Consider the following 17,978-nt stretch of genomic DNA (forward strand, 5'->3'; position numbering starts at 1 on the left):
TGATACCCCGCCACCCTCCGCAAACCTACGACAAAATCCTCTCAAGATCCCTGCAAAATAAGCGCTCACAAAAATGATACTGGTTGCATGTACAGTCAACCTACGACATCATGAGTCATGGTTTTTGTGTCCACCAGTGCGTCCATATCCTATGATGGACACAGAATCTTCCGTTCTGATGGACACATGCAGGGATAAATCATGGCTATTTCAGATAGTTATCTAAAGTCGTGCCTCGGGCGCGAACGCGATAAAGTTGAAGAGAAGGCAGACCGGGACGGTCTGTGGGTGCGCATTTCCAAAAAGGGCGCCGTCACTTTTTTCTACCGATTCCGTTTCCTGGGTAAGCAGGACAAGATGACGATCGGCAGTTACCCTGAATTCGGGTTGAAGGCCGCGCGCGAAGAGGTAACTAAGTGGGCCGCCATTCTTTCCCGTGGAGAAAATCCGCGGATCAGGCAAGGCCTCGATAAAGCTAAAATCAACAGCCAGTACACATTCGAGGAACTTTTCAGAGAATGGCATGCGATGGTATGCGTTCAGAAAGAAACATCCGATCAAATACTGCGTTCGTTTGAGCTGCATGTATTCCCTAAGCTGGGTAAGTATCCAGCGCATCAGTTGACGCTGCACAACTGGCTTACAGTTCTGGACCGACTGGCGCAGGGATACACTGAGATCACCCGGCGAGTAATTAGTAATGGTCGGCAGTGCTACTCATGGGCAGTGAAGCGCCAGTTGCTTGAGGTTAACCCACTTTCTGAAATGTCCGGTCGTGATTTTGGTATTCAGAAGAAAATGGGGGAGAGAACACTGGATCGCAAAGAAATTGCGATTGTCTGGCGAGCTATTGAGGATTCCCGCCTTATTGAGCGAAACAAGATCCTTTATAAATTGTCTCTGATATGGGCGTGCAGGGTCGGTGAACTCCGTCAGGCTGAAGTTTCTCATTTCGATTTTGAGGAAGGCGTCTGGACCGTGCCGTGGGAAAATCATAAAACGGGACGGAAAAGTAAGAAGCCGATAATCCGCCCGATCATCCCTGAAATGCTCCCGCTGATACAACGAGCCATTGAGTTGGCGCCGGGCCGTTTTGTTTTCTCAAAATATGCAGACAAGCCGATGAGCGAAGGCTTTCATATGAGCATCAGCAGCAACCTTGTTAAGTTCATGCTGAAGGCTTATAACGAGCAGGTTCCGCACTTTACGATCCATGATCTACGCAGAACTGCGCGAACGAATTTCTCCGAGCTGACTGAACCACATATTGCTGAGATGATGCTCGGGCACAAACTGCCTGGAGTGTGGTCGGTGTACGACAAATACACCTATATCGAAGAAATGAGAGAAGCTTATAGTAAATGGTGGGCCCGACTGATGAGCATCATCGAGCCCGATGTTCTGGAGTTCACGCCACGTCAGACCGGATGAGTCGACCTTTGTTGTCACGGGGCAGATTCAGATGCGACATTGGACGGCGTGTTGGTCGTGACATTTCCCTGACCTGCCACTCATTGACTTTGGTTTTAAGCCATTTGTTGGAGCCACCCATATATGAACAGTCAGGCTCCGGGAATGGGTTGTTGTCGCTTGGTCGCTTACGGTAACGCTCCAGCGTCCTGGAAGAAATCCTGAGCTGGCAGCAAATTTCGCGGGTGCTCATCAATTCAAAGTCTCTAATTTTTTTGCTCATCGTTTTCTCCAGTGGCCCCGCAGCGGGCCATCGCTAATATTCAGTTTGCCTGTGCTGGCAGATTTCTAAGTTTCCGGACGCCGATCATTGCGGTGGCTACGTAGCTGGTGGCCCGGTTAACTACTTCAACAGGCACCTTTACGCCATCCACTACAACGGTGTAATTGGTAACGTGCTTTTGTCTGCCGTAATCGCCGAACTTTTCATGATGCGCCGCCAGTGCAACATCACATGCGCGACGGCCCAATGGCGATTGCTTACTGCGATTTATAAGGCGCATAAAACCTCCTCAGGCGGGAGGGCGTAACCCCTCCCGATGCAATTAGCCGATGTATTCCGGTTTCATATCGTCCAGGGTGACGCGGTACTTATCGTGCAGTTCGTCGCCAAGATGACGTTTAGCAGCGCCAAGCGTGCTTTCAGCTTTAGCAAACATCTCTGCGGCTTCCGGTTCGCCAGGGTTTGGAATTGAGTTGATCACTGCCTCGACTTTGTTCTGTGCATCGACCTGGTAATAGCGCTTCACTGCTTTGTTTTTTAATTCGGTGAACAGCGCAGTACCCAGCAACGCTTTCTGTGATTCGATATCCGCACGGATTGCTTTTGCCTGATCAACGGAACTTGCTGTATCAATGCGTTCGCGAAGATCGTCGGCAACAGCATCAACGTTAGCTGCCGACTCCTGCGCGCTGGTCCTGGTGCTAACCTCGCTGGTGATTTCCTGTACGCTCATGCGCTGGACTGGAGCAGGGTTAATCTCGCGTTCTTCTCGTTGCTCAACCTCATCAGGGCTGTACACGCCGAGGATCACTTCCGGGCAGTACAGGCGAGCCCAATATTTAACGCCCAGATAAGCAATTTGCTGTTTAGGGTTTGAAACCCATAGCGGAGAATTGCGGGTAACAACGCCGGAGAGGTAAAGAGGTTCTCCCCAGGTGATTTCAGATTCACCTCGCAGAATGGCACCAACCTGAACGAACAGGCCGATCTCGTCCTCATCCGTCCAGCCACGAACGCGCTCAGTGACGGTGTACTTCCCATTTTTACCGTTTTTATCGCGTGTGATTTCCTGTGTCCTGGTGCAGCGCTCCCAGTCACCCCCATAGCGGTAATGAAAACGGCCATGAATGGCACTGGAGCTTGCGATTACTGCGTTGACCAGTTGTGCCTCGTAACCAAGAACACCGTTAACCAGGTGTGTTTTCTGCGCCACAGCGTAAGGGTTCATGCCCCATTGCATAGCCTGCATGACGATAGCCATACAGTCGGCTGGTTTCCCTGCAAGGTGTGCCGGTACCGTCACCTGTGAGTCTGCCATCAGGTTAGCGAAAGCTGTTAACTGACCCAGTGCCTGAACGTTAAAAATTGCGTTACTGGCAGAAATGGTGTTTGGTGCCTGCTGCTCAGTGGTAACAATATTTGTGTTTTCCATGATTTTCCCCTTATGCCTGTACGCGCAACGCTTCAAGGCGGCGCACATCAAAATCGTTCAGTTCGTCGGTGTAGTCTTCTGTGATAGGCGCTGGCCATTCACCAGTGTCGAAGCCGTTTGCTATCGCTCGCATTGTTTTGCGGTATTCCAGCATGCCAAGTTCCAGCAACTCGGTAGACGCCTCAATGATGGCGACCCAGTGGTAGTTCTCGTCTTTGTTGACGAAAATCCAGAAAAACTGGTCCAGCGCCGCAGTTTCGCAGTACATGGCCGCGCTCAGGTGATAGTCCCGATCGATGATTTCACGGTGCAACTTCGCACGCAGGCCTTCCTGCTTGATGTTCCACATGCTGATAGTTTTCAGGTCGGCGCCAATGCGCAGGCCGCCCATATCGAGCTCAAGGTCAGGGCGTACCCGAACTTCCAACCCGGTTTCCTCATCAATCCCAAAATAGCTCACCTCGACAGCGCGGCTTGGGTGAGTCAGCAATTTGCCGGCGGTCGGGTGCTCCAGCAGGGCTTTCTGAATGTTCAGCGCGGTGCTGAGCTGTTGGCGGGTGACCAGCACTTTCCCTTCGGTGTTCTCCCGCCACGCATCCAGCAATTCGTCGGCGAATACCGCTGCCGGGTTGACTGATTTCACGGCCTGAATCAGATCGGCCTTCGTGCCAGAGACTTTCAACGGCGACGATTTTTGCGCTTCCTGAGCGACCAGGTCAGGGTTGATTATTGCCAGTTGCTCCAACAGCGCGTCACGGCTGCCGCTGGTTTTAACCGGCGCGGGCAGGGTGGCGTTGTACTCTTTGATGCAGGCTTTCATCGCCGTGGCTGTATGTTTGGTGCCGTTTTCAATGCGCTGGAATTCTTCGGGAAGCTGCTCATACGATGCATAGGTTTCATCTACCGAAGCTCCAAGCGGCATCTGCGACGGCAGGGTGGCGTTGTACTCTTCCAGCAGCGCTTTGATATCGTCAGCACTCAGCAGCGCTGGCAGGCTGGCGTTGTGCGCGTCGATGAACTCGCGCAGGGTGGCGGTGGTGGTGAAAGCACCCTCAGGGATCTCCGGCTCTACGCTGAACTCCGCTTCGAGGTTTTCCGGCTGTAGAGCCAGAGCATGTACCAGGTTGCCCATATCAAGCACTGGAGAGCGCTCTTTGACGATAGTCTTCTCTACGTGACGCGCGTTAAAGTACATCAGCGACACGCGAGCATCTTTCACCTGAGTTGAGCTGATCCCGTTGGCGGCGTGGTAAACCTCGTTTGGTACACCTTCATAGCGGCCCGGCTCGAAGTATTCCGGCCAGGCTGCTTCTGGCTCTTCTTGTTGCGATTCCGGTACGTTTTGTTGCGCCTCAGGTTCAGATTGGCTCACAGAATCGTTGTTCTGGTGCGTCTCAGCCTGATTCTGGTTCTCTACGGTAACTGCTTCTTTACCAGTACCCAGATCGCCTTCGCCTGCCTGCACCGCATCACCAGCCTGTTTTTCATCACTGTCAGCTTTTTGAACCTGCACATTGCTGGTGGTCTCCGGATTCGTTTCTGTGCCATGAGTTGATGAGTTCTGCATTAAAGCGGACACGTCGAAAATACCGTTGCCAACATTTTTAACCAGTTCAGGTTCGGTGGTCGGCTGGCTTGTCCCGGTTTTCACCCATTTTGGGTCGTTCGGGTCGCTGATGCCTTCCACATATTCACCGCGCGCGGCGGCAAGCTGTCGGTTGGCTTCTTCTACCGCGTCTTTTTCCGGAGTGTGTCGGGCAGCCGTGAGAGCTTCCTCGGTGGGGTTCTCGTGATCAGTCTCCGTTAAGTTGGCGTTGATATACCCCTGAAGGCGTCCGGGGTAGTGATAAAACTCAGGGTGTGCGCTTCGGATCAGCGCGAAAATAGCGGCGCGGGAATAATCCAGGATACCGTGCGTTGCGCGAAGTGCTGCGGACCATTCTTTGAACGGACTTTCCTTTTTCTTTACGATTTCTTTTGCGCGACGGTAAACGCTGCCAGGTAGCTCATAGATATTAAAGTCCATAGGCAAAGTGGCCATTGCAATCTCTACGTCCAGAGTATCGAGAGTGTGTTCGTAATCAGGGTTACGGTCAGTCTTATTGCCACCGCCAGCGTTGGCGCCGCTTTCAGTGCGTTGAATAGCCGATACACGGTTGCCTTTCGCCCACTCCTTAACGAGCAAACCGCGATCGATATGCTCCGTCTCGAACCATGTTTTAAGGAACTGGATAACAGTCGCCAGTTCAGGAGTTTTTCCATCGACAGGGAATACTTTTTTAACGGCATTCACTATTTTGTGAATGTCATGTTCAATGGCTTTCTTGAACGCTTCAACATTCTCGGCGGCAAGCAGCAGGTTCTGGACATATGAATTATCGGTGTCCATTTCGAGACGCAGAATTTCTTTTTTCTGGGAGGCGTCGACGTGATAAAGATACTCACCTTCACCTATGTACTGAGCAAGAACGCGGTGACGGAGAGGCATAGTTGCGACAACAGTCAGCTCGGGGGCTGGAGCTGTTGCCTGGGCAGGGCTGTTGCTTTCGTTACCAAAATTTTCGGTATGGTCTTCCAGCACTTCGCCTGTTTCGGTATCAACACCGTCGACGATATGCTGGCGCGCCGCGGCGGCGGCTTCAGATGATGGCAGGGTGACGCCGGGGATTTGCGTCCAGGTCATATTGTCTTTAGCGAGTTGATAGTAATCGCAGAAAGTGAGGCTCAGTTCGCCTTCTGGGGGCAACTCGTTAACGACAGGGAAATTAGTGGCAACAGCTTTAAAATAATCTTTCAGCTTTGCGCCGGTTTTAATCAACAAATAATCCAGCGTTGCATTTGCAGCCTCAAAATCATCGCTGCACCAGAGCACCGCATCTTTATTACCGGATTGCTTTTTTGCTCTGCGGACTAAAAATACAGGATTAGTTCCACTCATTACTTTATCCTCGATTCGTGTAGAATGGAGGTGCCTTAACAGCACCCCGATATATCAGGTTGTTATGTCCGGTACGCTTTGGTCGGTTGGACCGGACAGGGCACGCCCGCTTCGGTGGGCGTTTTCTTAATGGATGGTCTGATAAAATTTTTCTGAGTAATCAAGCTTGTAACTTCGGTAATTACCAAACCCTGCTTGTTCTCCATCACTTACCTTGACTGTGAGCAGCGAAATGGCTTCTACAGCACAATGAGGACAGTCGAACTTTCCGAGTACATATCCACCGTCGAGAATCACAGTAGTTTCGCCAGTTGAATTTGAGTGAATAACGCCTGAGACTTTCTTTTCGCAATTGAATAAAGCAATGCTCTTATTAACTGCTTTCAGGTTCATTTCGATTTTTACGATTTCCATAATTTCTCCAGTCTTAAATTCAGGGTGTATGAAGCCACGCCAAATTAATGGCGAATTTTTCATTTCATATTTCGGAACTACTATTTAACTTTCGTGCGCCATCTGGTCGTATTCAGCGCACTGCCTGGAACAATATTCCTTTTCTTTGCGCGCCAGTTGCGAGCCGTTGCGATAGAGAAGGGTGTTTTTTACTTCTTTGCCTTCATCAATGGATTTGCGGCAGTAACCGCATTGTTTAAGCATCCGGATCTCCTTTCTGCGCCAGCAGGTAGCAGAGGCGGCGGATTAAAACCTCAATCCGGTTGAGCGGGACGGCCTGCTGTCGAGCTGGTTTACGTGCGAAATCAATCATTCTCACCCTCGTTTGCCTTATCGCCGGCCAGCGGAACGTTTTACACCTGACAACGATGCGCTTGTTGTCGATGAAACTAACAATAAAACCAAAGGTTCGATTTGTAAAGCAAAAAGTGCAACTAAAGGTTCTATCTTGGGGCATAAAAATAGCACCTAAAGAGGTGCTACCTGTATGGATGAGTTCTTTGGTTCTATTTTTTGAGGTCGTTAATTAGATCAAAAACGTTGTTCTTCAGCAGATCCATCTCTTGGAGGACTGCTTTTGTATGGAGGATAACACGCAGTTTCTCTGCTTCCGGGAGTTGATTGAAAAGAGAAAGCAATGTTTCTTCTTTTTCATCAAGGACTCTGGGTTTAGGTTCAGCCCTTTCGCCTTCACTTTCATCCCCTGGCTCCATGAAGAACCAATATTCAGGCCTTCCGGTCACCGCCGATAACCTTTTCAAGCGCTCTCCGCTGGCTACAGACGTGCCAGAGGCCCACTTTCTCACAGATGTGTGAGAAAGCATTACGCGCCGTGAGAGGTCAGCCATAGACCAGCCGTTCTCATCCAGAACTTGCTGGATACGCTTGGCGAAAATGGGATGAAGATTTTTGTTCATATTCACATTTTACAACCTTCAGTTTCTTTATTCATTGGAACTATTAGATTGATTTTTGTTGGAACCTAAAGTTTTACGTGATAATCTCCAGCTACCAACTCGTAGAACTGGAGAGCCAAATGGACAACCAATTAAAAATCAAAATCAGTAACCACATGACTCAAATGAGCATCGGCGAACATTTTGGTATCTCGTCTCAAGCTGTAGGCAAGTGGCTGAGAAAAGGAGTAATTCCTCCCCGTCGCATCCTGCCGTTATGTGAAATTCTTGAATGGAAAGTCACTCCTCACGAGATTGACCCAGCAGCATACCCAAACCCAACCGATGGCTTACCAAGCCAAGAGGCATCAGCCAAATAACCATAGAGGATATTTACCCATGGAGAACGCAATTGCACGAAAGTTAGACCCACCAGAAATCAACCCGATTGAGATAGAGAGCGTCCTGCTCAACCGGCTTGCATCAGTAGGGCAGAAATCATACGCCGAGCATATGGGCATCAGCGAGTCGACAGTCAGCAGGCGTAAAGCTGAGGGATATTTCTGCAACATGGCGAAAGAGCTGGCTTTTCTTGGGATTCAGGCCGCGCCACCGGAAGCGGTACTGGTATCCAGAAACTATCTCACAGCCGTAGAGATTCTCGCTGATGCCGGGCTAAAGGCTGAACGAGCCAGGCCGGATGCGCTGGGGTGGGACTGAAAATGGCAGCAACCAAAAAGGCGAAAGCCGCGGTGAGGGGTCACCAACGGCTTTCTGGTGGAATTAACTGGATCAATTCACAGGAGTAATTATGGCAAACACTGCCGAAGTAATCAATTTTCCTGTGCCTGACGTGGCACATAAGGAGCCGCGCGTGGCAGATCTCGATGATGGGTTTACGCGCATCGCCAATGAGATCCTTGAGGCTGTAATGCATGCAGGTTTGTCGCAGCATCAGCTTTTGGTGTTCATGGCTGTCATGCGCAAAACATACGGCTTCAATAAGAAATCTGACTGGGTCAGTAACGAGCAGATCTCGAAGCTGACCGGCATTCTCCCTCATAAGTGCTCAGCTGCAAAAAGCGCCCTGGTTAAGCGGGGGATATTAACTCAAACCGGTCGTGTTATCGGGATTAATAAAACGGTCAGCGAATGGTCATCTTTACCTGTAAAAGGTACAGAAAAAAAACCTTACCTGAAAAAGGTAAATTTACCTGAATCAGGTAAGAAAAGTTTACCCGAATCAGGTAACGGCTATTACCCAAATCAGGTAAACACAAAAGACACTATTACAAAAGACAGTAAAGACAATAGTAATAAACCCCCTAAACCCCCCCGGGCGGTTTCGTTCGATGCATCAAGTGTTCAGTTGCCTGACTGGCTGTCTTCGATCACCTGGTCTTCATGGGTTGAATACCGCCGTGACCTGAAAAAGCCGATCAAGTCTCAGCAGACCGTGACGCAGGCTATCAACCTGCTCGACCGCTGCAGGCTGAACGGATACACACCTGAAGAAATTATTAACCGCAGTATTGCGAATGGCTGGCAGGGTCTGTTCGAACCTGACGGACAGGCGAAGCGCAGCAGAGATACCGATCAGGAAAGTATCCACTGGAACAGCCCGGATGCATGGAGGGATTTCCTATGAAACCTGAACTCTACCGCGCAATAAACAATCGGGATGGCGCAGCGATGGCAAGCATAGCCAGGGGTAACCCTGAGCATGGCCGGGTTGTGAATTCAGACGCTGAGCGCCTTGTTGACGCGCTGTTCATGCAACTGAAGCAGATTTTCCCGGCCGCGACGCAAACCAATCTCCGCTCCGATGCTGACGAGCGAGTAGCTAAGCAGCAATGGATAGCGGCATTTTCAGAAAATGGCATCCGCACCCGCAAGCAGCTATCCGCCGGAATGCAGAAAGCCCGTTCCAGCCAGTCTCCGTTCTGGCCGTCGCCAGGTCAGTTTATTTCGTGGTGCCGTGAGGGGAGTGGAGCACTAGGGGTCAGTGTTGACGACATCATGGACGAATACTGGCGTTGGAGAAAGCTGGTTTTCCGTTATCCGACCAGTGAGCAGTTCCCCTGGAGAGATAAAAATCCGCTGTATTACCACGTCTGCCTGGAGCTGCGCCGCCGTGGAACTGAGGGGCAATTAAGTGAAAAGGAACTTATCCGGGCCGCTGGCGACATCCTGCATGACTGGGAAAAGCGAGCTCTTGCAGGTAAACCCATACCGCCTGTTCGTCGCGCTTTATCCGCGCCGTCGCGGGATCGCGGTCCAACGCCAGCCGAGATGTTAATGGCGAAATACAAACAACGCAAAGACGCCGGTCTGATTTAACAGGAGCAACCAAATGAAAGAGCGTGGAATAACTGATGGATTAACCATGAATCAGCTTGCAGAACGTAATGCGCTGGCTGCGGAGAATGCGGCACTGAAGTCTGCACTTAACGACATCCTCCAGCCTGACGCAGCAGTACTTGAGAGAAACCACCGTGTCCGCGCACTGGATGCAATGGAGACCCCAGCCACTGACGCTTTTCTGGCTGAGGTGCGGGAAAGTGCAATCCCTGATGGTTACGTGCTTGTCCCTCAACAAATTTTCCTTGAGCCATCGGACATTGAGTTAATTTGTTCACAATGTGGTGACGGTCATGAATCCGGGTACGGTGATTTTACTGACGGACTGCTGTGGGTTGGCAACATTCAACGAGACGACGGCAGCATTGTTCATGGTCTGCATATCTCGTCAGCAGATTACACAGAAGAAGGCGGTGTAACAGTTTGCGAGTTCGCCGCCCAACTTCGCAAAGGCGGTGCAGCATGAGCAATCCATTTTTTATCAAATGCCTCAAAGATACAGAAGGCTGGTGGACTGAAGGCAAGATTTACGAAGCTCGCAGGGTTGCCGGTGGTTTTGCACAGTTTGGTGATGATAACCAACCAAACGGTGAGGACTGGAGCGCTTCTCCGATTCAGTACCGGGAGGATGGTTCGATCCTGTATCAGGTCGGTGGTCTGGATGGTGAAGTCATTTTTGAGGAGGCAGGACAATGAGCTTTGCTATCAAACATCCGGCGATCCGTTATCACGGCGGTAAATTCCGGCTGGCATCCTGGATTATTAGCCGTTTTCCGGCACACCGCTGCTACGTGGAACCATTCGGCGGCGGCGCATCAGTGTTACTGAAAAAAGAGCCATCAGAAGCGGAAGTCTATAACGACCTTGATGGCGATGTGGTAAATCTGTTCCGCGTGCTTCGTAACCCTGAAAGCAGTCAGGCACTTATCGCTGCGTGCGCCCTTACACCGTATTCACGCGAGGAATTTACCCATGCTTATGGACATAGCGAAGACCCGGTAGAACGGGCCCGCCGTCTGGTTGTTCGGGCAACGATGGGCTTCGGCAGCGCAGGTGCCACAAAGGGCAAAACTGGTTTCCGCCTCGATACCCGGCGTAACAGCGCGACTGCTCAGGCTATCTGGGCACGTCAGCCTGATAACCTGGCGGCGGTGGCCAGCCGTTTTACTGGGGTACTTGTCGAGAACCGCGACGCTGTAACATGCATGAAAGACCACGATACACCTTCAACGCTGCATTTTGTTGATCCGCCTTACATACACGATACGCGTGTCGAAGTAGCAAAAAACAGCGCCTACCGCTTCGAAATGACTGATGCGGAACACATCACCCTGCTGGATTGCCTCAGACAGTTAAGCGGCATGGTTATTGTCTGTGGCTACGACAGCAAACTTTATAACGATGCTTTATCAGACTGGAAATGTATTACAAGAACCACGTCTGCTAATGGCCGGGCGGGTTCAGTACAGCGCACAGAATGCCTGTGGATTAATCCGGCAGCACAGAAAAAGGAGACCGGGCCATGTACAAAATAACCGCCATCGTCAAAAAGCCGGGTAATTCCCCGACAAACTGGGTTCGTTTTTCTGACAAAAAAATGAATAAAGCCGAGTGTGAAAAAATGCTGACCGGCAGAACTGAAGCCGGAAAATCACGCGAAGAGAAAGTCACGCTGGAAGAGTTTAAATGTATTAAGGAATAAAGATCGCCTGTTGAATAATTAATTAACCGTAAAAACGATTTTAAACACCGCTCACGCGGCGGGATTCGTACAACCTGAATTATACAAGGTGAAAAATATGAACCAGACACTGAATAAATCCATTAAAGAGAAAATCGTGGATAATGCACTGGCAAAAGCTGGTATTCCGCAACGGAAGAAAGCCCTGCGTGCTGCCCGGGCAGACTGGGCGGAACGTGTAAGGCTGGCGGCAATTGGCGGACCGGAAGCAGAATCTGAGGTATTAAAAACCGAAAAGAAAATTGCAGCGCTTATTGCGAAACTGCCCGAAGAACTGAGGACAAACTATACGTTTGTCAGATATGACAGCGATATTTATCTGAATCTGGCGGGTTCGCGTGTTACTGCATGCTTCAACGGCAATTACCGGCACAATGAGCCGGGTTCACCAGACCATATCCAAAAAATAACCACCTATGAATACACCTTACTGGCAGATGACCCACTCGTTACCGAGTTCTACAGCTTCGATACGCTTTACAGGGAAATAAAAAGCGACGAAACAGACATCCGCCAGAGCGTCACCGCCGCACTGGATAAAGCCAGAACGGTTAAGCGACTGCTGGAACAGTGGCCTGAAGCCAAAGAACTGTTACCTGCTGAAGATGCGGTTGTTCCCCTGCCTCCTGCTATTCGCCGGGAAGCGCTGAACGAGATGATTGGGCTACCGTCTGAGGTTGTTCAGGAGTAGGAATTAATAAAATCCCATCAATTCAACCCGCCCATTGCTGGGGATTCCTCGGCAACGGGCGGGTTTTTCCGCCTAAAATCTGATATGAAACAACATGCTAGCTTTTGCAAAAAGTGCTATTCACCTCTTGAATATTCTTTCTAACAGGTATACTGTGTTTATATACAGTAGTTAAATGTAGAGGGAATTATGAGAATTGAGCTTGTTATTAGCCGGACAAAACAGCTTCCGGAAGGTGCCGTTCCTGCACTTGAAAAAGAATTAATTACCCGTCTCCAGAATCAGTATGAAAACTGCAACTTAACCATCCGTCGAGGTAGTCAGGATGGTCTGAGTATCGTCGGTGCTGCTGATGGCGATAAAAAACGTATACAGAGCATTCTGCAGGAAACGTGGGAAAGCGCTGACGACTGGTTTTATTAACATTGCGCTTAATGCTGGCGCGCATTTTTCAGAATATCGCAATTTGCGTATCCCTTTGATGCTGCTGCCGACAATTTTTAACCGCGTCCGTGTGTCGCTCAGGGGGGTTACGTGGCAGAGGGAGTCCTATCAGATCTTGCTGATAATTTGCGGGTGACTATAACTGATGCTAAGGGAATAGAACTTTTGTCTTTTAGACTTGCATCAGGTGATCGCTATATCCTATCAACCCAAAACGGTTCTGTAACAAACCGAAAGCTATCAAGAGATGATTTGTACTGGTCTAAGGATACCATTATGGAAGTTGTCAGAGAGATGGGCTCTAATAATTGACTTAACAATAAGCACGCAATCATAATTATCGCACTGGCCTGAACAACCAGTAACCTGACAATTATGCGCCACGGAGAATACCATGGCGCACGAATTACAACTCATCAAGCAGTCATCTGGAATTCTGATCCCCGCTACGCCGGAGACCAGCGAAATTCTGCAGTCAAAAATTAAACTCGGTGCCGTGCTGGTGGCTGAGTTCCGTCAGGTTAGGAATCCTGCATTCCATCGCCGCTTTTTCGCGTTGCTTAATCTTGGGTTTGAATACTGGGAACCCACCGGCGGCACCATTTCTGCCAATGAACGCAAACTGGTAAACGGTTATGCAAAGTTTCTCGCTGCATATGGCGGGAATGAGAGCGCATTACTGGATGCGGCTGAACAGTATCTGGAACAGATTGCAAACCGCCGGGTAACAAACGGAATTAGCCTCTGTAAATCTTTCGATGCATACCGCGCATGGGTGACGGTTGAGGCTGGCCACTATGACGCCATCCAGTTACCGGACGGCACCCTTCGCAAACATCCCCGCAGCATCGCTTTTTCCAGCATGGATGAGGTCGAATTTCAGCAGTTGTATAAATCCGCGCTTGATGTTCTCTGGCGCTGGATTTTATCACGTACATTCCGTACTCAGCGCGAGGCCGAGAACGCCGCCGCCCAGCTCATGAGCTTTGCGGGGTGATGGCGATGAAATACTCCTGGTTCCATCATCACGACTGTACAACCGAGCAGGCCGACACTCTGATATCGGATTATCAGAAGCGGGGCATAAGGACAGAAAAGAGCCTGAACCCTGACTTCATTACCTGGACTGTCAGCGCGAAATTACCTGAATATGCACACCGGGTGCGGACGCCAAAATCCTTACGCCAAAAGGTCTGGGGGTGAACATGGCTAAATTACCGCGCCGTAAGTGCGCAAACAAAGAATGCCGCCAGTGGTTTCACCCGATACGCGAGGGGCAGATCGTTTGCTCGTACCAGTGCGCCAGCGCCGTCGGCAAAGAACAGACCAGAAAAGCTCGCGAAGCCGCGCAACGTAAGGCGCAATCCCTTCAGCGCGCCGCTGAGAAAAAAGAACGCGCCGCCTGGCGCCAGCGGAAAGCCGCGGTTAAGCCGCTGAAGCACTGGATTGACTTGACGCAGCGCGCCGTAAATGACATTTGCCGCGAAACCGAACTGGCAGAAGGACTCGGTTGCATCTCCTGTGGAACGAAGACGGCGTTCGCATGGCATGCAGGCCATTACAGAAGTACGGCCGCCGCCGGACATCTGCGCTTCACTCGCCTCAACATCCATCTTCAGTGTGATGTCTGCAACGTCTACAAATCAGGGAACATCGAAGCATATCGTGCCGCGCTGGTTGAGCGTTACGGTGAGGCGGCGGTGCTGGCACTCGAGAACAATAACACCCCGCACCGCTGGACGGTCGAGGAGCTGAAGGAAATCAGGCTCGCGGCACTGGCGGATCAGCGTGCGCTAAAAAAGCTGGAGGCGGCATGAAACCAGAACTGATCGAGGTACTCCGCATGCGCTGGTTGCGTCTCCGAATTTATCGATACCGGGGATCTTTTCCTGTGGCATATCGCATTCTTCGTAATTACGTCCGCATTGAAGCAAAACGGGAGCATCGAAATGAATCTTGAGTCCTTACCGAAATATTTTTCACCTAAATCCATGATGCCCGGCGCAGTACCATGCGGAATAACGTCTGATACGCTGACTATTACTGACGTAATGGCATCTCTCGGGCTACTTACTGCAAAAGCCGCAGTGGGTATTGAATTGTATCTGGCAAAAGCCGGGGTTTTATCTTCTGAAAATATCATCGCCTACATCAGGCAATTAGCAGAGCAGCGTGCAGAACGGCATGGGGCATTACGGAAAATGGAAGAGGGTAAGCGTTCAAAATTTCTCGACACTATGGCGCGTTATGTATTTCGCGATTATTCCCTCAGTGCGGCCAGCCTGGTGACGTGCAGTAGCTGTCATGGTGCTAAATTAATTGATGCTGAGGTTTTCACGAACAAGGTTACTTACCCGGATGGTAAGCCACCAAAATGGGTAAAAGATACGAAAGGTATTTCTCCGTCCGACTGGGAGGTGTGGAAATCAGTTCGTGAGCAGGTGCGCGTAGTGTGTAAGGCGTGTGATGGCAAAGGCCATGTGAAAAATGAATGTCGTTGCCGGGGACGCGGAGAAATTCTCGATAAGAAAAAATCTGAGTTGCAGGGCGTGCCGGTTTATAAAAAATGCCCAAGATGCAAGGGAAGAGGCTACCCACGTCTCAAAGATACCGAGATTTTTAAAGCACTAGGAGTAACGGAAATGGTATGGCGGTACAACTATAAACTGTTTTTCGATCGGCTGGTGGAGCATTGCCATATTGAGGAATCGTATGCAGAAAAGGTTCTGGGAAACGTGACTCGATGACCAAAATAATTTAGCTATTGCAAAATTAACGGAAAATGGCTAATCTGATTCCAACGATGGGTTATTATGCCTGTGACGTTACAAGAATTAAGAACCTCGCCTCGGCGGGGTTTTTGTTTTTTTTGGTGGTATATTCCCTTGGTGTCAAATCACAGGGGGGGCGATATGGGGTTCTATTACGTTTTTCAATACAAGCCGAAAGGGATGTCGTCGGGTAAGCATTTAAATGTTTCCGAGGAGTTTTCGGACCGGAATGAGGCAAAGAGAGCGAAGTCCAGGCACATGATTAATGATCCAGATTGTGTCTTCTCGGGAATCGTGCAGGCTGATTCGCCGGCAGCGGTACTTCAAGAAGTACAGGCTGAATCTCTTAATAGGCTTTAACGGATTTAACTTGGCAGTATCCACATTACCAATTTCATTAGGTCGCTTCGGCGGCCTTTTTCTTTTTCAGGCACCGGGCATCATCCGCTACGTGCTTGGTTGATAAATCCAGCCCGTGAAGCCTGCCCCTTTCATCACACACTGCGCCATCCGAGCTATCGGAGGTGAGGCTTATGAAAATGCACAACGATCCCCATTCCTGGCAGGGCTGGCTGGAACTGTTCCAGAGCTGGTGGCGAGGAGATACGCCGCTGGGCGCTGTTCTGATGTCGTTATTTATGGCTGGCCTGCGTATTGCGTACTTTGGCGGTAGTGGTGGCTGGAAGAAAAAAACACTCGAAATTCTGCTATGTGGTGCCCTGACGTTGACCTTCTCATCTGCGCTGGAATATTTCGGCTGGCCCAAGTCCCTGTCGGTTGCGATTGGTGGCGGCGTCGGCCTTATCGGCGTGGATGCGATCCGCGGCTTTGCAATGAAGTTTATCAGTGGTCGTATCGGTGGGGATAATAACAAGGTTTAATCATGAACGAGTCTCAATTTCAGCAGGCGGCTGGTATCAGCGCCGAACTGGCCGCGCGCTGGTATCCACATATTACGGCGGCAATGAGCGAATTCGGTATTACTGCTCCACTGGATCAGGCCATGTTCATTGCTCAGGCGGGACATGAAAGCGCTGGTTTTACAAGGCTGGTGGAGAGCTTCAACTACAGTATTGCCGGGCTGACCGGATTCATCCGCGCCGGGAGAATCACTCCAGATCAGGCCAGTACTCTTGGGCGAAAAGCCTGTGAGAAGGCGCTTCCGCTCGAGCGACAGCGTGCAATAGCTAATCTGGTATACAGCAAGCGAATGGGTAACAACGGGCCTGGCGACGGCTGGAACTACCGCGGGCGTGGACTTATTCAGATCACAGGTCTGAACAACTACCGTGATTGCGGTAACGGGATCAAAACTGAGCTCGTTGCCCATCCGGATCTACTGGCACAGGATACGTATGCTGCCCGTAGTGCAGCGTGGTTCTTCGCGACTAAAGGGTGTCTGAAATATTCCGGCGACATGGTACGCGTTACACAGATAATCAACGGAGGGCAGATCGGCATCGGTGATCGGCGGGAGCGCTTTGAGAAAGCAAAATCGGTGCTGGTATGAATCTGTTACCTGTATTGCTTAAAAAATTCTGGAAGCCATTAGCAGAAATACTGCTGGTGGCTTTTTTGTTATGTGCTGGTGCGTACTGGTGTTATTCACGAGGTTATCAGAAAGCGGATACATCCTGGAAATACCAGTGGGCGCAACGAGACCTTACCGATGCGACCGCTGCATTGCAGCGTGAAGTAACCGAACGAGCGAAAGAACAGCGTCGCCAGCACGCCGCAGATGAAGAACGGAAAAGAGCTGATGAAGAACTGGCAAAAATACAGGCCGATGCTGATGCTGCTGAGCGTGCTCGCGGTGGGCTGCAACAGCAGCTCGCAGCAGTACAACGGCAGCTCGCAGGAAGTGAAACCGGCAGGCTTTCCGCTCTTGCCGCAGCAAGCCAGGCAAAAGCCGAGACCGGAATACTGCTCGCCCAGTTGCTTGGCGAAGCTGACGATCTGGCGGGAAAGTTCGCAAAAGAGGCTGATGAGCGTTATGTCGCCGGAAGTACCTGCGAGCGAACATACGAAACCATGACCGTTGGTAATTAATATCGCTATCTACAAATTCATCATTTGGTATCCTAAAGACTAACATCAAAAGGAGGTACCATGAGTGAAGAAGTAGAACTACAGCACGTGTTGGCTCTGAAAGTTAAAGACGAAGACTTGGTGTTTCTTAATGACATTGTCAACCGAACTAACTGCGGAATCGGCATCACGCTGTTTGTGAAAGGAAATGTGATTTCTGGTTCTCTAATTGCAGGAAGAAAATACTATGGGTTTGTTTCTGAAAATCTAAAAGCTATTGGTTCTGCAGGAGTGGCTTTATCACAGTATTTCGAAAATAAAGGAACGAACGGCTATACAAGTGATAAGCCAGACTTCGAATACCCAAACAACTTTTTGCATCTTGAGAATGTCAAAGTTCGGAGCGATCAAGGAACAATGGGCGCACTACAAAATGCGATGCTAAGAGTAAAAATTGACGAAGTCGAAGGTCATATTTTAGGGAACGTTAGCTAAAGACATCTATTTTGCTAAGTGATATTTAACCCGCT

30 protein-coding genes are annotated in these 17,978 nt (G+C 50.1%); 22 read left to right on the forward strand and 8 right to left on the reverse strand.

From position 1 onward, the window contains the following. Positions 1-201: 201 nt before the first annotated feature. The gene (locus ACLD11_RS04060) at positions 202-1,431 is read left to right on the forward strand and encodes a tyrosine-type recombinase/integrase (RefSeq protein ID WP_094894942.1); all 1,230 of its coding nucleotides are present in this window, start codon (positions 202-204) and stop codon (positions 1,429-1,431) included. Here the strand turns inward: ACLD11_RS04060 and xis are convergent. The 8 genes from xis to ACLD11_RS04100 all read right to left on the reverse strand — a co-directional run bounded on the left by xis (position 1,409) and on the right by ACLD11_RS04100 (position 7,433). Next, positions 1,409-1,693 (reverse strand): excisionase Xis, encoded by a 285-nt coding sequence (xis, locus tag ACLD11_RS04065; protein ID WP_001670787.1) that lies wholly within the window; start codon positions 1,691-1,693, stop codon positions 1,409-1,411. The genes ACLD11_RS04060 and xis overlap by 23 nt on opposite strands. Before the next feature lie 40 nt (positions 1,694-1,733). Beyond that, on the reverse strand, positions 1,734-1,973 hold the full coding sequence (locus tag ACLD11_RS04070; RefSeq protein ID WP_001237031.1) for a DUF4060 family protein: 240 nt from the start codon (positions 1,971-1,973) through the stop codon (positions 1,734-1,736). Positions 1,974-2,015: 42 nt separating this feature from the next. Further along, positions 2,016-3,173 carry a RecT family recombinase gene (locus tag ACLD11_RS04075; protein WP_001539618.1) on the reverse strand — a complete coding sequence of 386 codons (1,158 nt, stop codon included), beginning with the start codon at positions 3,171-3,173 and terminating at the stop codon, positions 2,016-2,018. Continuing rightward, positions 3,136-6,063 carry a RecE family exodeoxyribonuclease gene (locus ACLD11_RS04080; protein WP_411014570.1) on the reverse strand — a complete coding sequence of 976 codons (2,928 nt, stop codon included), beginning with the start codon at positions 6,061-6,063 and terminating at the stop codon, positions 3,136-3,138. Before ACLD11_RS04080 ends, ACLD11_RS04075 begins: the two co-directional genes overlap by 38 nt. A gap of 126 nt (positions 6,064-6,189) precedes the next feature. Beyond that, on the reverse strand, positions 6,190-6,540 hold the full coding sequence (locus ACLD11_RS04085; protein WP_023239959.1) for a hypothetical protein: 351 nt from the start codon (positions 6,538-6,540) through the stop codon (positions 6,190-6,192). A gap of 21 nt (positions 6,541-6,561) precedes the next feature. Beyond that, a complete protein-coding gene (locus ACLD11_RS04090; RefSeq protein ID WP_000917563.1) occupies positions 6,562-6,720 on the reverse strand; it encodes a YdaE family protein in 159 nt (52 codons plus the stop codon). Continuing rightward, entirely contained in the window at positions 6,713-6,973 is a 261-nt protein-coding gene (locus ACLD11_RS04095) for a hypothetical protein (protein WP_077910937.1), read from the reverse strand. The genes ACLD11_RS04090 and ACLD11_RS04095 overlap by 8 nt, the downstream gene beginning before the upstream one ends. Before the next feature lie 49 nt (positions 6,974-7,022). After that, on the reverse strand, positions 7,023-7,433 hold the full coding sequence (locus ACLD11_RS04100; protein WP_001038966.1) for a helix-turn-helix domain-containing protein: 411 nt from the start codon (positions 7,431-7,433) through the stop codon (positions 7,023-7,025). 119 nt (positions 7,434-7,552) lie between these two features. On the opposite strand from ACLD11_RS04100, the gene ACLD11_RS04105 reads away from it, so the two are divergent. The 21 genes from ACLD11_RS04105 (at position 7,553) to ACLD11_RS04205 (ending at position 17,943) form a co-directional block, all read left to right on the forward strand. Continuing rightward, positions 7,553-7,792: a helix-turn-helix domain-containing protein gene (locus ACLD11_RS04105; protein WP_000370145.1), complete on the forward strand. Its 240-nt coding sequence runs from the start codon at positions 7,553-7,555 to the stop codon at positions 7,790-7,792. After that, entirely contained in the window at positions 7,758-8,132 is a 375-nt protein-coding gene (locus ACLD11_RS04110) for a CII family transcriptional regulator (RefSeq protein WP_001574095.1), read from the forward strand. Before ACLD11_RS04105 ends, ACLD11_RS04110 begins: the two co-directional genes overlap by 35 nt. 91 nt (positions 8,133-8,223) lie before the next feature. Then, on the forward strand, positions 8,224-9,060 hold the full coding sequence (locus ACLD11_RS04115; RefSeq protein ID WP_411014571.1) for a replication protein: 837 nt from the start codon (positions 8,224-8,226) through the stop codon (positions 9,058-9,060). Then, positions 9,057-9,752, forward strand: a complete 696-nt coding sequence (locus tag ACLD11_RS04120; RefSeq protein WP_411014572.1) for a replication protein P — start codon at positions 9,057-9,059, stop codon at positions 9,750-9,752. The genes ACLD11_RS04115 and ACLD11_RS04120 overlap by 4 nt, the downstream gene beginning before the upstream one ends. A 13-nt stretch (positions 9,753-9,765) precedes the next feature. Next, positions 9,766-10,239, forward strand: coding sequence for a hypothetical protein (locus ACLD11_RS04125; protein ID WP_411014573.1), 474 nt, complete (start codon positions 9,766-9,768; stop codon positions 10,237-10,239). Then, positions 10,236-10,469 carry a hypothetical protein gene (locus ACLD11_RS04130; protein WP_000070065.1) on the forward strand — a complete coding sequence of 78 codons (234 nt, stop codon included), beginning with the start codon at positions 10,236-10,238 and terminating at the stop codon, positions 10,467-10,469. The genes ACLD11_RS04125 and ACLD11_RS04130 overlap by 4 nt, the downstream gene beginning before the upstream one ends. Continuing rightward, the gene (locus ACLD11_RS04135; protein WP_000006438.1) at positions 10,466-11,308 is read left to right on the forward strand and encodes a DNA adenine methylase; all 843 of its coding nucleotides are present in this window, start codon (positions 10,466-10,468) and stop codon (positions 11,306-11,308) included. The genes ACLD11_RS04130 and ACLD11_RS04135 overlap by 4 nt, the downstream gene beginning before the upstream one ends. Next, the gene (locus ACLD11_RS04140; protein WP_094882248.1) at positions 11,296-11,475 is read left to right on the forward strand and encodes a DUF1187 family protein; all 180 of its coding nucleotides are present in this window, start codon (positions 11,296-11,298) and stop codon (positions 11,473-11,475) included. Before ACLD11_RS04135 ends, ACLD11_RS04140 begins: the two co-directional genes overlap by 13 nt. Before the next feature lie 97 nt (positions 11,476-11,572). Next, complete coding sequence (locus ACLD11_RS04145) at positions 11,573-12,205, forward strand: Nmad5 family putative nucleotide modification protein (RefSeq protein WP_411014574.1); 633 nt, start codon at positions 11,573-11,575, stop codon at positions 12,203-12,205. A 189-nt stretch (positions 12,206-12,394) separates the two neighbouring features. Then, positions 12,395-12,628: a DinI family protein gene (locus ACLD11_RS04150; RefSeq protein ID WP_001217669.1), complete on the forward strand. Its 234-nt coding sequence runs from the start codon at positions 12,395-12,397 to the stop codon at positions 12,626-12,628. Positions 12,629-12,739: 111 nt separating this feature from the next. Further along, positions 12,740-12,961, forward strand: coding sequence for a hypothetical protein (locus ACLD11_RS04155; protein WP_000807548.1), 222 nt, complete (start codon positions 12,740-12,742; stop codon positions 12,959-12,961). 82 nt (positions 12,962-13,043) lie between these two features. Next, on the forward strand, positions 13,044-13,646 hold the full coding sequence (locus ACLD11_RS04160) for a DUF1367 family protein (RefSeq protein ID WP_000929805.1): 603 nt from the start codon (positions 13,044-13,046) through the stop codon (positions 13,644-13,646). Beyond that, positions 13,646-13,852, forward strand: a complete 207-nt coding sequence (locus tag ACLD11_RS04165) for a hypothetical protein (protein WP_001241016.1) — start codon at positions 13,646-13,648, stop codon at positions 13,850-13,852. Before ACLD11_RS04160 ends, ACLD11_RS04165 begins: the two co-directional genes overlap by 1 nt. 2 nt (positions 13,853-13,854) lie before the next feature. Next, a complete protein-coding gene (locus tag ACLD11_RS04170; RefSeq protein ID WP_411014575.1) occupies positions 13,855-14,466 on the forward strand; it encodes a recombination protein NinG in 612 nt (203 codons plus the stop codon). Further along, on the forward strand, positions 14,463-14,609 hold the full coding sequence (locus tag ACLD11_RS04175; RefSeq protein ID WP_094894936.1) for a YlcG family protein: 147 nt from the start codon (positions 14,463-14,465) through the stop codon (positions 14,607-14,609). The genes ACLD11_RS04170 and ACLD11_RS04175 overlap by 4 nt, the downstream gene beginning before the upstream one ends. After that, positions 14,599-15,396, forward strand: coding sequence for an antitermination protein (locus tag ACLD11_RS04180; RefSeq protein WP_079820393.1), 798 nt, complete (start codon positions 14,599-14,601; stop codon positions 15,394-15,396). The genes ACLD11_RS04175 and ACLD11_RS04180 overlap by 11 nt, the downstream gene beginning before the upstream one ends. Before the next feature lie 66 nt (positions 15,397-15,462). After that, positions 15,463-15,780 carry a hypothetical protein gene (locus ACLD11_RS04185; RefSeq protein ID WP_010989004.1) on the forward strand — a complete coding sequence of 106 codons (318 nt, stop codon included), beginning with the start codon at positions 15,463-15,465 and terminating at the stop codon, positions 15,778-15,780. A gap of 179 nt (positions 15,781-15,959) precedes the next feature. After that, positions 15,960-16,301, forward strand: a complete 342-nt coding sequence (locus ACLD11_RS04190; protein WP_162096904.1) for a phage holin, lambda family — start codon at positions 15,960-15,962, stop codon at positions 16,299-16,301. A 2-nt stretch (positions 16,302-16,303) separates the two neighbouring features. After that, the gene (locus ACLD11_RS04195; protein WP_411014576.1) at positions 16,304-16,930 is read left to right on the forward strand and encodes a glycoside hydrolase family 19 protein; all 627 of its coding nucleotides are present in this window, start codon (positions 16,304-16,306) and stop codon (positions 16,928-16,930) included. Next, positions 16,927-17,469, forward strand: a complete 543-nt coding sequence (locus ACLD11_RS04200; protein WP_411014577.1) for a DUF2514 family protein — start codon at positions 16,927-16,929, stop codon at positions 17,467-17,469. Before ACLD11_RS04195 ends, ACLD11_RS04200 begins: the two co-directional genes overlap by 4 nt. 60 nt (positions 17,470-17,529) lie before the next feature. Continuing rightward, positions 17,530-17,943 (forward strand): gas vesicle protein, encoded by a 414-nt coding sequence (locus tag ACLD11_RS04205; protein ID WP_411014578.1) that lies wholly within the window; start codon positions 17,530-17,532, stop codon positions 17,941-17,943. Positions 17,944-17,978: the final 35 nt, after the last annotated feature.

Source organism: Salmonella sp. 741265116_PST (assembly GCF_046567715.1).
Taxonomy (GTDB): Bacteria; Pseudomonadota; Gammaproteobacteria; order Enterobacterales; family Enterobacteriaceae; genus Salmonella; species Salmonella enterica.

Bases quoted from the DNA above. Each gene is read 5' to 3' on its own strand.
- xis (WP_001670787.1), bottom strand. From the start codon at position 1,693: ATGAGCAAAAAAATTAGAGACTTTGAATTGATGAGCACCCGCGAAATT.
- ACLD11_RS04145 (WP_411014574.1), top strand. From the start codon at position 11,573: ATGAACCAGACACTGAATAAATCCATTAAAGAGAAAATCGTGGATAAT.
- ACLD11_RS04150 (WP_001217669.1), top strand. From the start codon at position 12,395: ATGAGAATTGAGCTTGTTATTAGCCGGACAAAACAGCTTCCGGAAGGT.
- ACLD11_RS04115 (WP_411014571.1), top strand. From the start codon at position 8,224: ATGGCAAACACTGCCGAAGTAATCAATTTTCCTGTGCCTGACGTGGCA.
- ACLD11_RS04130 (WP_000070065.1), top strand. From the start codon at position 10,236: ATGAGCAATCCATTTTTTATCAAATGCCTCAAAGATACAGAAGGCTGG.
- ACLD11_RS04075 (WP_001539618.1), bottom strand. From the start codon at position 3,173: ATGTGCGCCGCCTTGAAGCGTTGCGCGTACAGGCATAAGGGGAAAATC.
- ACLD11_RS04205 (WP_411014578.1), top strand. From the start codon at position 17,530: ATGAGTGAAGAAGTAGAACTACAGCACGTGTTGGCTCTGAAAGTTAAA.
- ACLD11_RS04195 (WP_411014576.1), top strand. From the start codon at position 16,304: ATGAACGAGTCTCAATTTCAGCAGGCGGCTGGTATCAGCGCCGAACTG.
- ACLD11_RS04160 (WP_000929805.1), top strand. From the start codon at position 13,044: ATGGCGCACGAATTACAACTCATCAAGCAGTCATCTGGAATTCTGATC.
- ACLD11_RS04105 (WP_000370145.1), top strand. From the start codon at position 7,553: ATGGACAACCAATTAAAAATCAAAATCAGTAACCACATGACTCAAATG.
- ACLD11_RS04100 (WP_001038966.1), bottom strand. From the start codon at position 7,433: ATGAACAAAAATCTTCATCCCATTTTCGCCAAGCGTATCCAGCAAGTT.
- ACLD11_RS04085 (WP_023239959.1), bottom strand. From the start codon at position 6,540: ATGAAAAATTCGCCATTAATTTGGCGTGGCTTCATACACCCTGAATTT.
- ACLD11_RS04110 (WP_001574095.1), top strand. From the start codon at position 7,758: ATGGCTTACCAAGCCAAGAGGCATCAGCCAAATAACCATAGAGGATAT.
- ACLD11_RS04190 (WP_162096904.1), top strand. From the start codon at position 15,960: ATGCACAACGATCCCCATTCCTGGCAGGGCTGGCTGGAACTGTTCCAG.
- ACLD11_RS04060 (WP_094894942.1), top strand. From the start codon at position 202: ATGGCTATTTCAGATAGTTATCTAAAGTCGTGCCTCGGGCGCGAACGC.
- ACLD11_RS04090 (WP_000917563.1), bottom strand. From the start codon at position 6,720: ATGCTTAAACAATGCGGTTACTGCCGCAAATCCATTGATGAAGGCAAA.
- ACLD11_RS04120 (WP_411014572.1), top strand. From the start codon at position 9,057: ATGAAACCTGAACTCTACCGCGCAATAAACAATCGGGATGGCGCAGCG.
- ACLD11_RS04080 (WP_411014570.1), bottom strand. From the start codon at position 6,063: ATGAGTGGAACTAATCCTGTATTTTTAGTCCGCAGAGCAAAAAAGCAA.
- ACLD11_RS04095 (WP_077910937.1), bottom strand. From the start codon at position 6,973: ATGCCCCAAGATAGAACCTTTAGTTGCACTTTTTGCTTTACAAATCGA.
- ACLD11_RS04165 (WP_001241016.1), top strand. From the start codon at position 13,646: ATGGCGATGAAATACTCCTGGTTCCATCATCACGACTGTACAACCGAG.
- ACLD11_RS04200 (WP_411014577.1), top strand. From the start codon at position 16,927: ATGAATCTGTTACCTGTATTGCTTAAAAAATTCTGGAAGCCATTAGCA.
- ACLD11_RS04135 (WP_000006438.1), top strand. From the start codon at position 10,466: ATGAGCTTTGCTATCAAACATCCGGCGATCCGTTATCACGGCGGTAAA.
- ACLD11_RS04170 (WP_411014575.1), top strand. From the start codon at position 13,855: ATGGCTAAATTACCGCGCCGTAAGTGCGCAAACAAAGAATGCCGCCAG.
- ACLD11_RS04185 (WP_010989004.1), top strand. From the start codon at position 15,463: ATGCCTGTGACGTTACAAGAATTAAGAACCTCGCCTCGGCGGGGTTTT.
- ACLD11_RS04125 (WP_411014573.1), top strand. From the start codon at position 9,766: ATGAAAGAGCGTGGAATAACTGATGGATTAACCATGAATCAGCTTGCA.
- ACLD11_RS04175 (WP_094894936.1), top strand. From the start codon at position 14,463: ATGAAACCAGAACTGATCGAGGTACTCCGCATGCGCTGGTTGCGTCTC.
- ACLD11_RS04180 (WP_079820393.1), top strand. From the start codon at position 14,599: ATGAATCTTGAGTCCTTACCGAAATATTTTTCACCTAAATCCATGATG.
- ACLD11_RS04070 (WP_001237031.1), bottom strand. From the start codon at position 1,973: ATGCGCCTTATAAATCGCAGTAAGCAATCGCCATTGGGCCGTCGCGCA.
- ACLD11_RS04140 (WP_094882248.1), top strand. From the start codon at position 11,296: ATGTACAAAATAACCGCCATCGTCAAAAAGCCGGGTAATTCCCCGACA.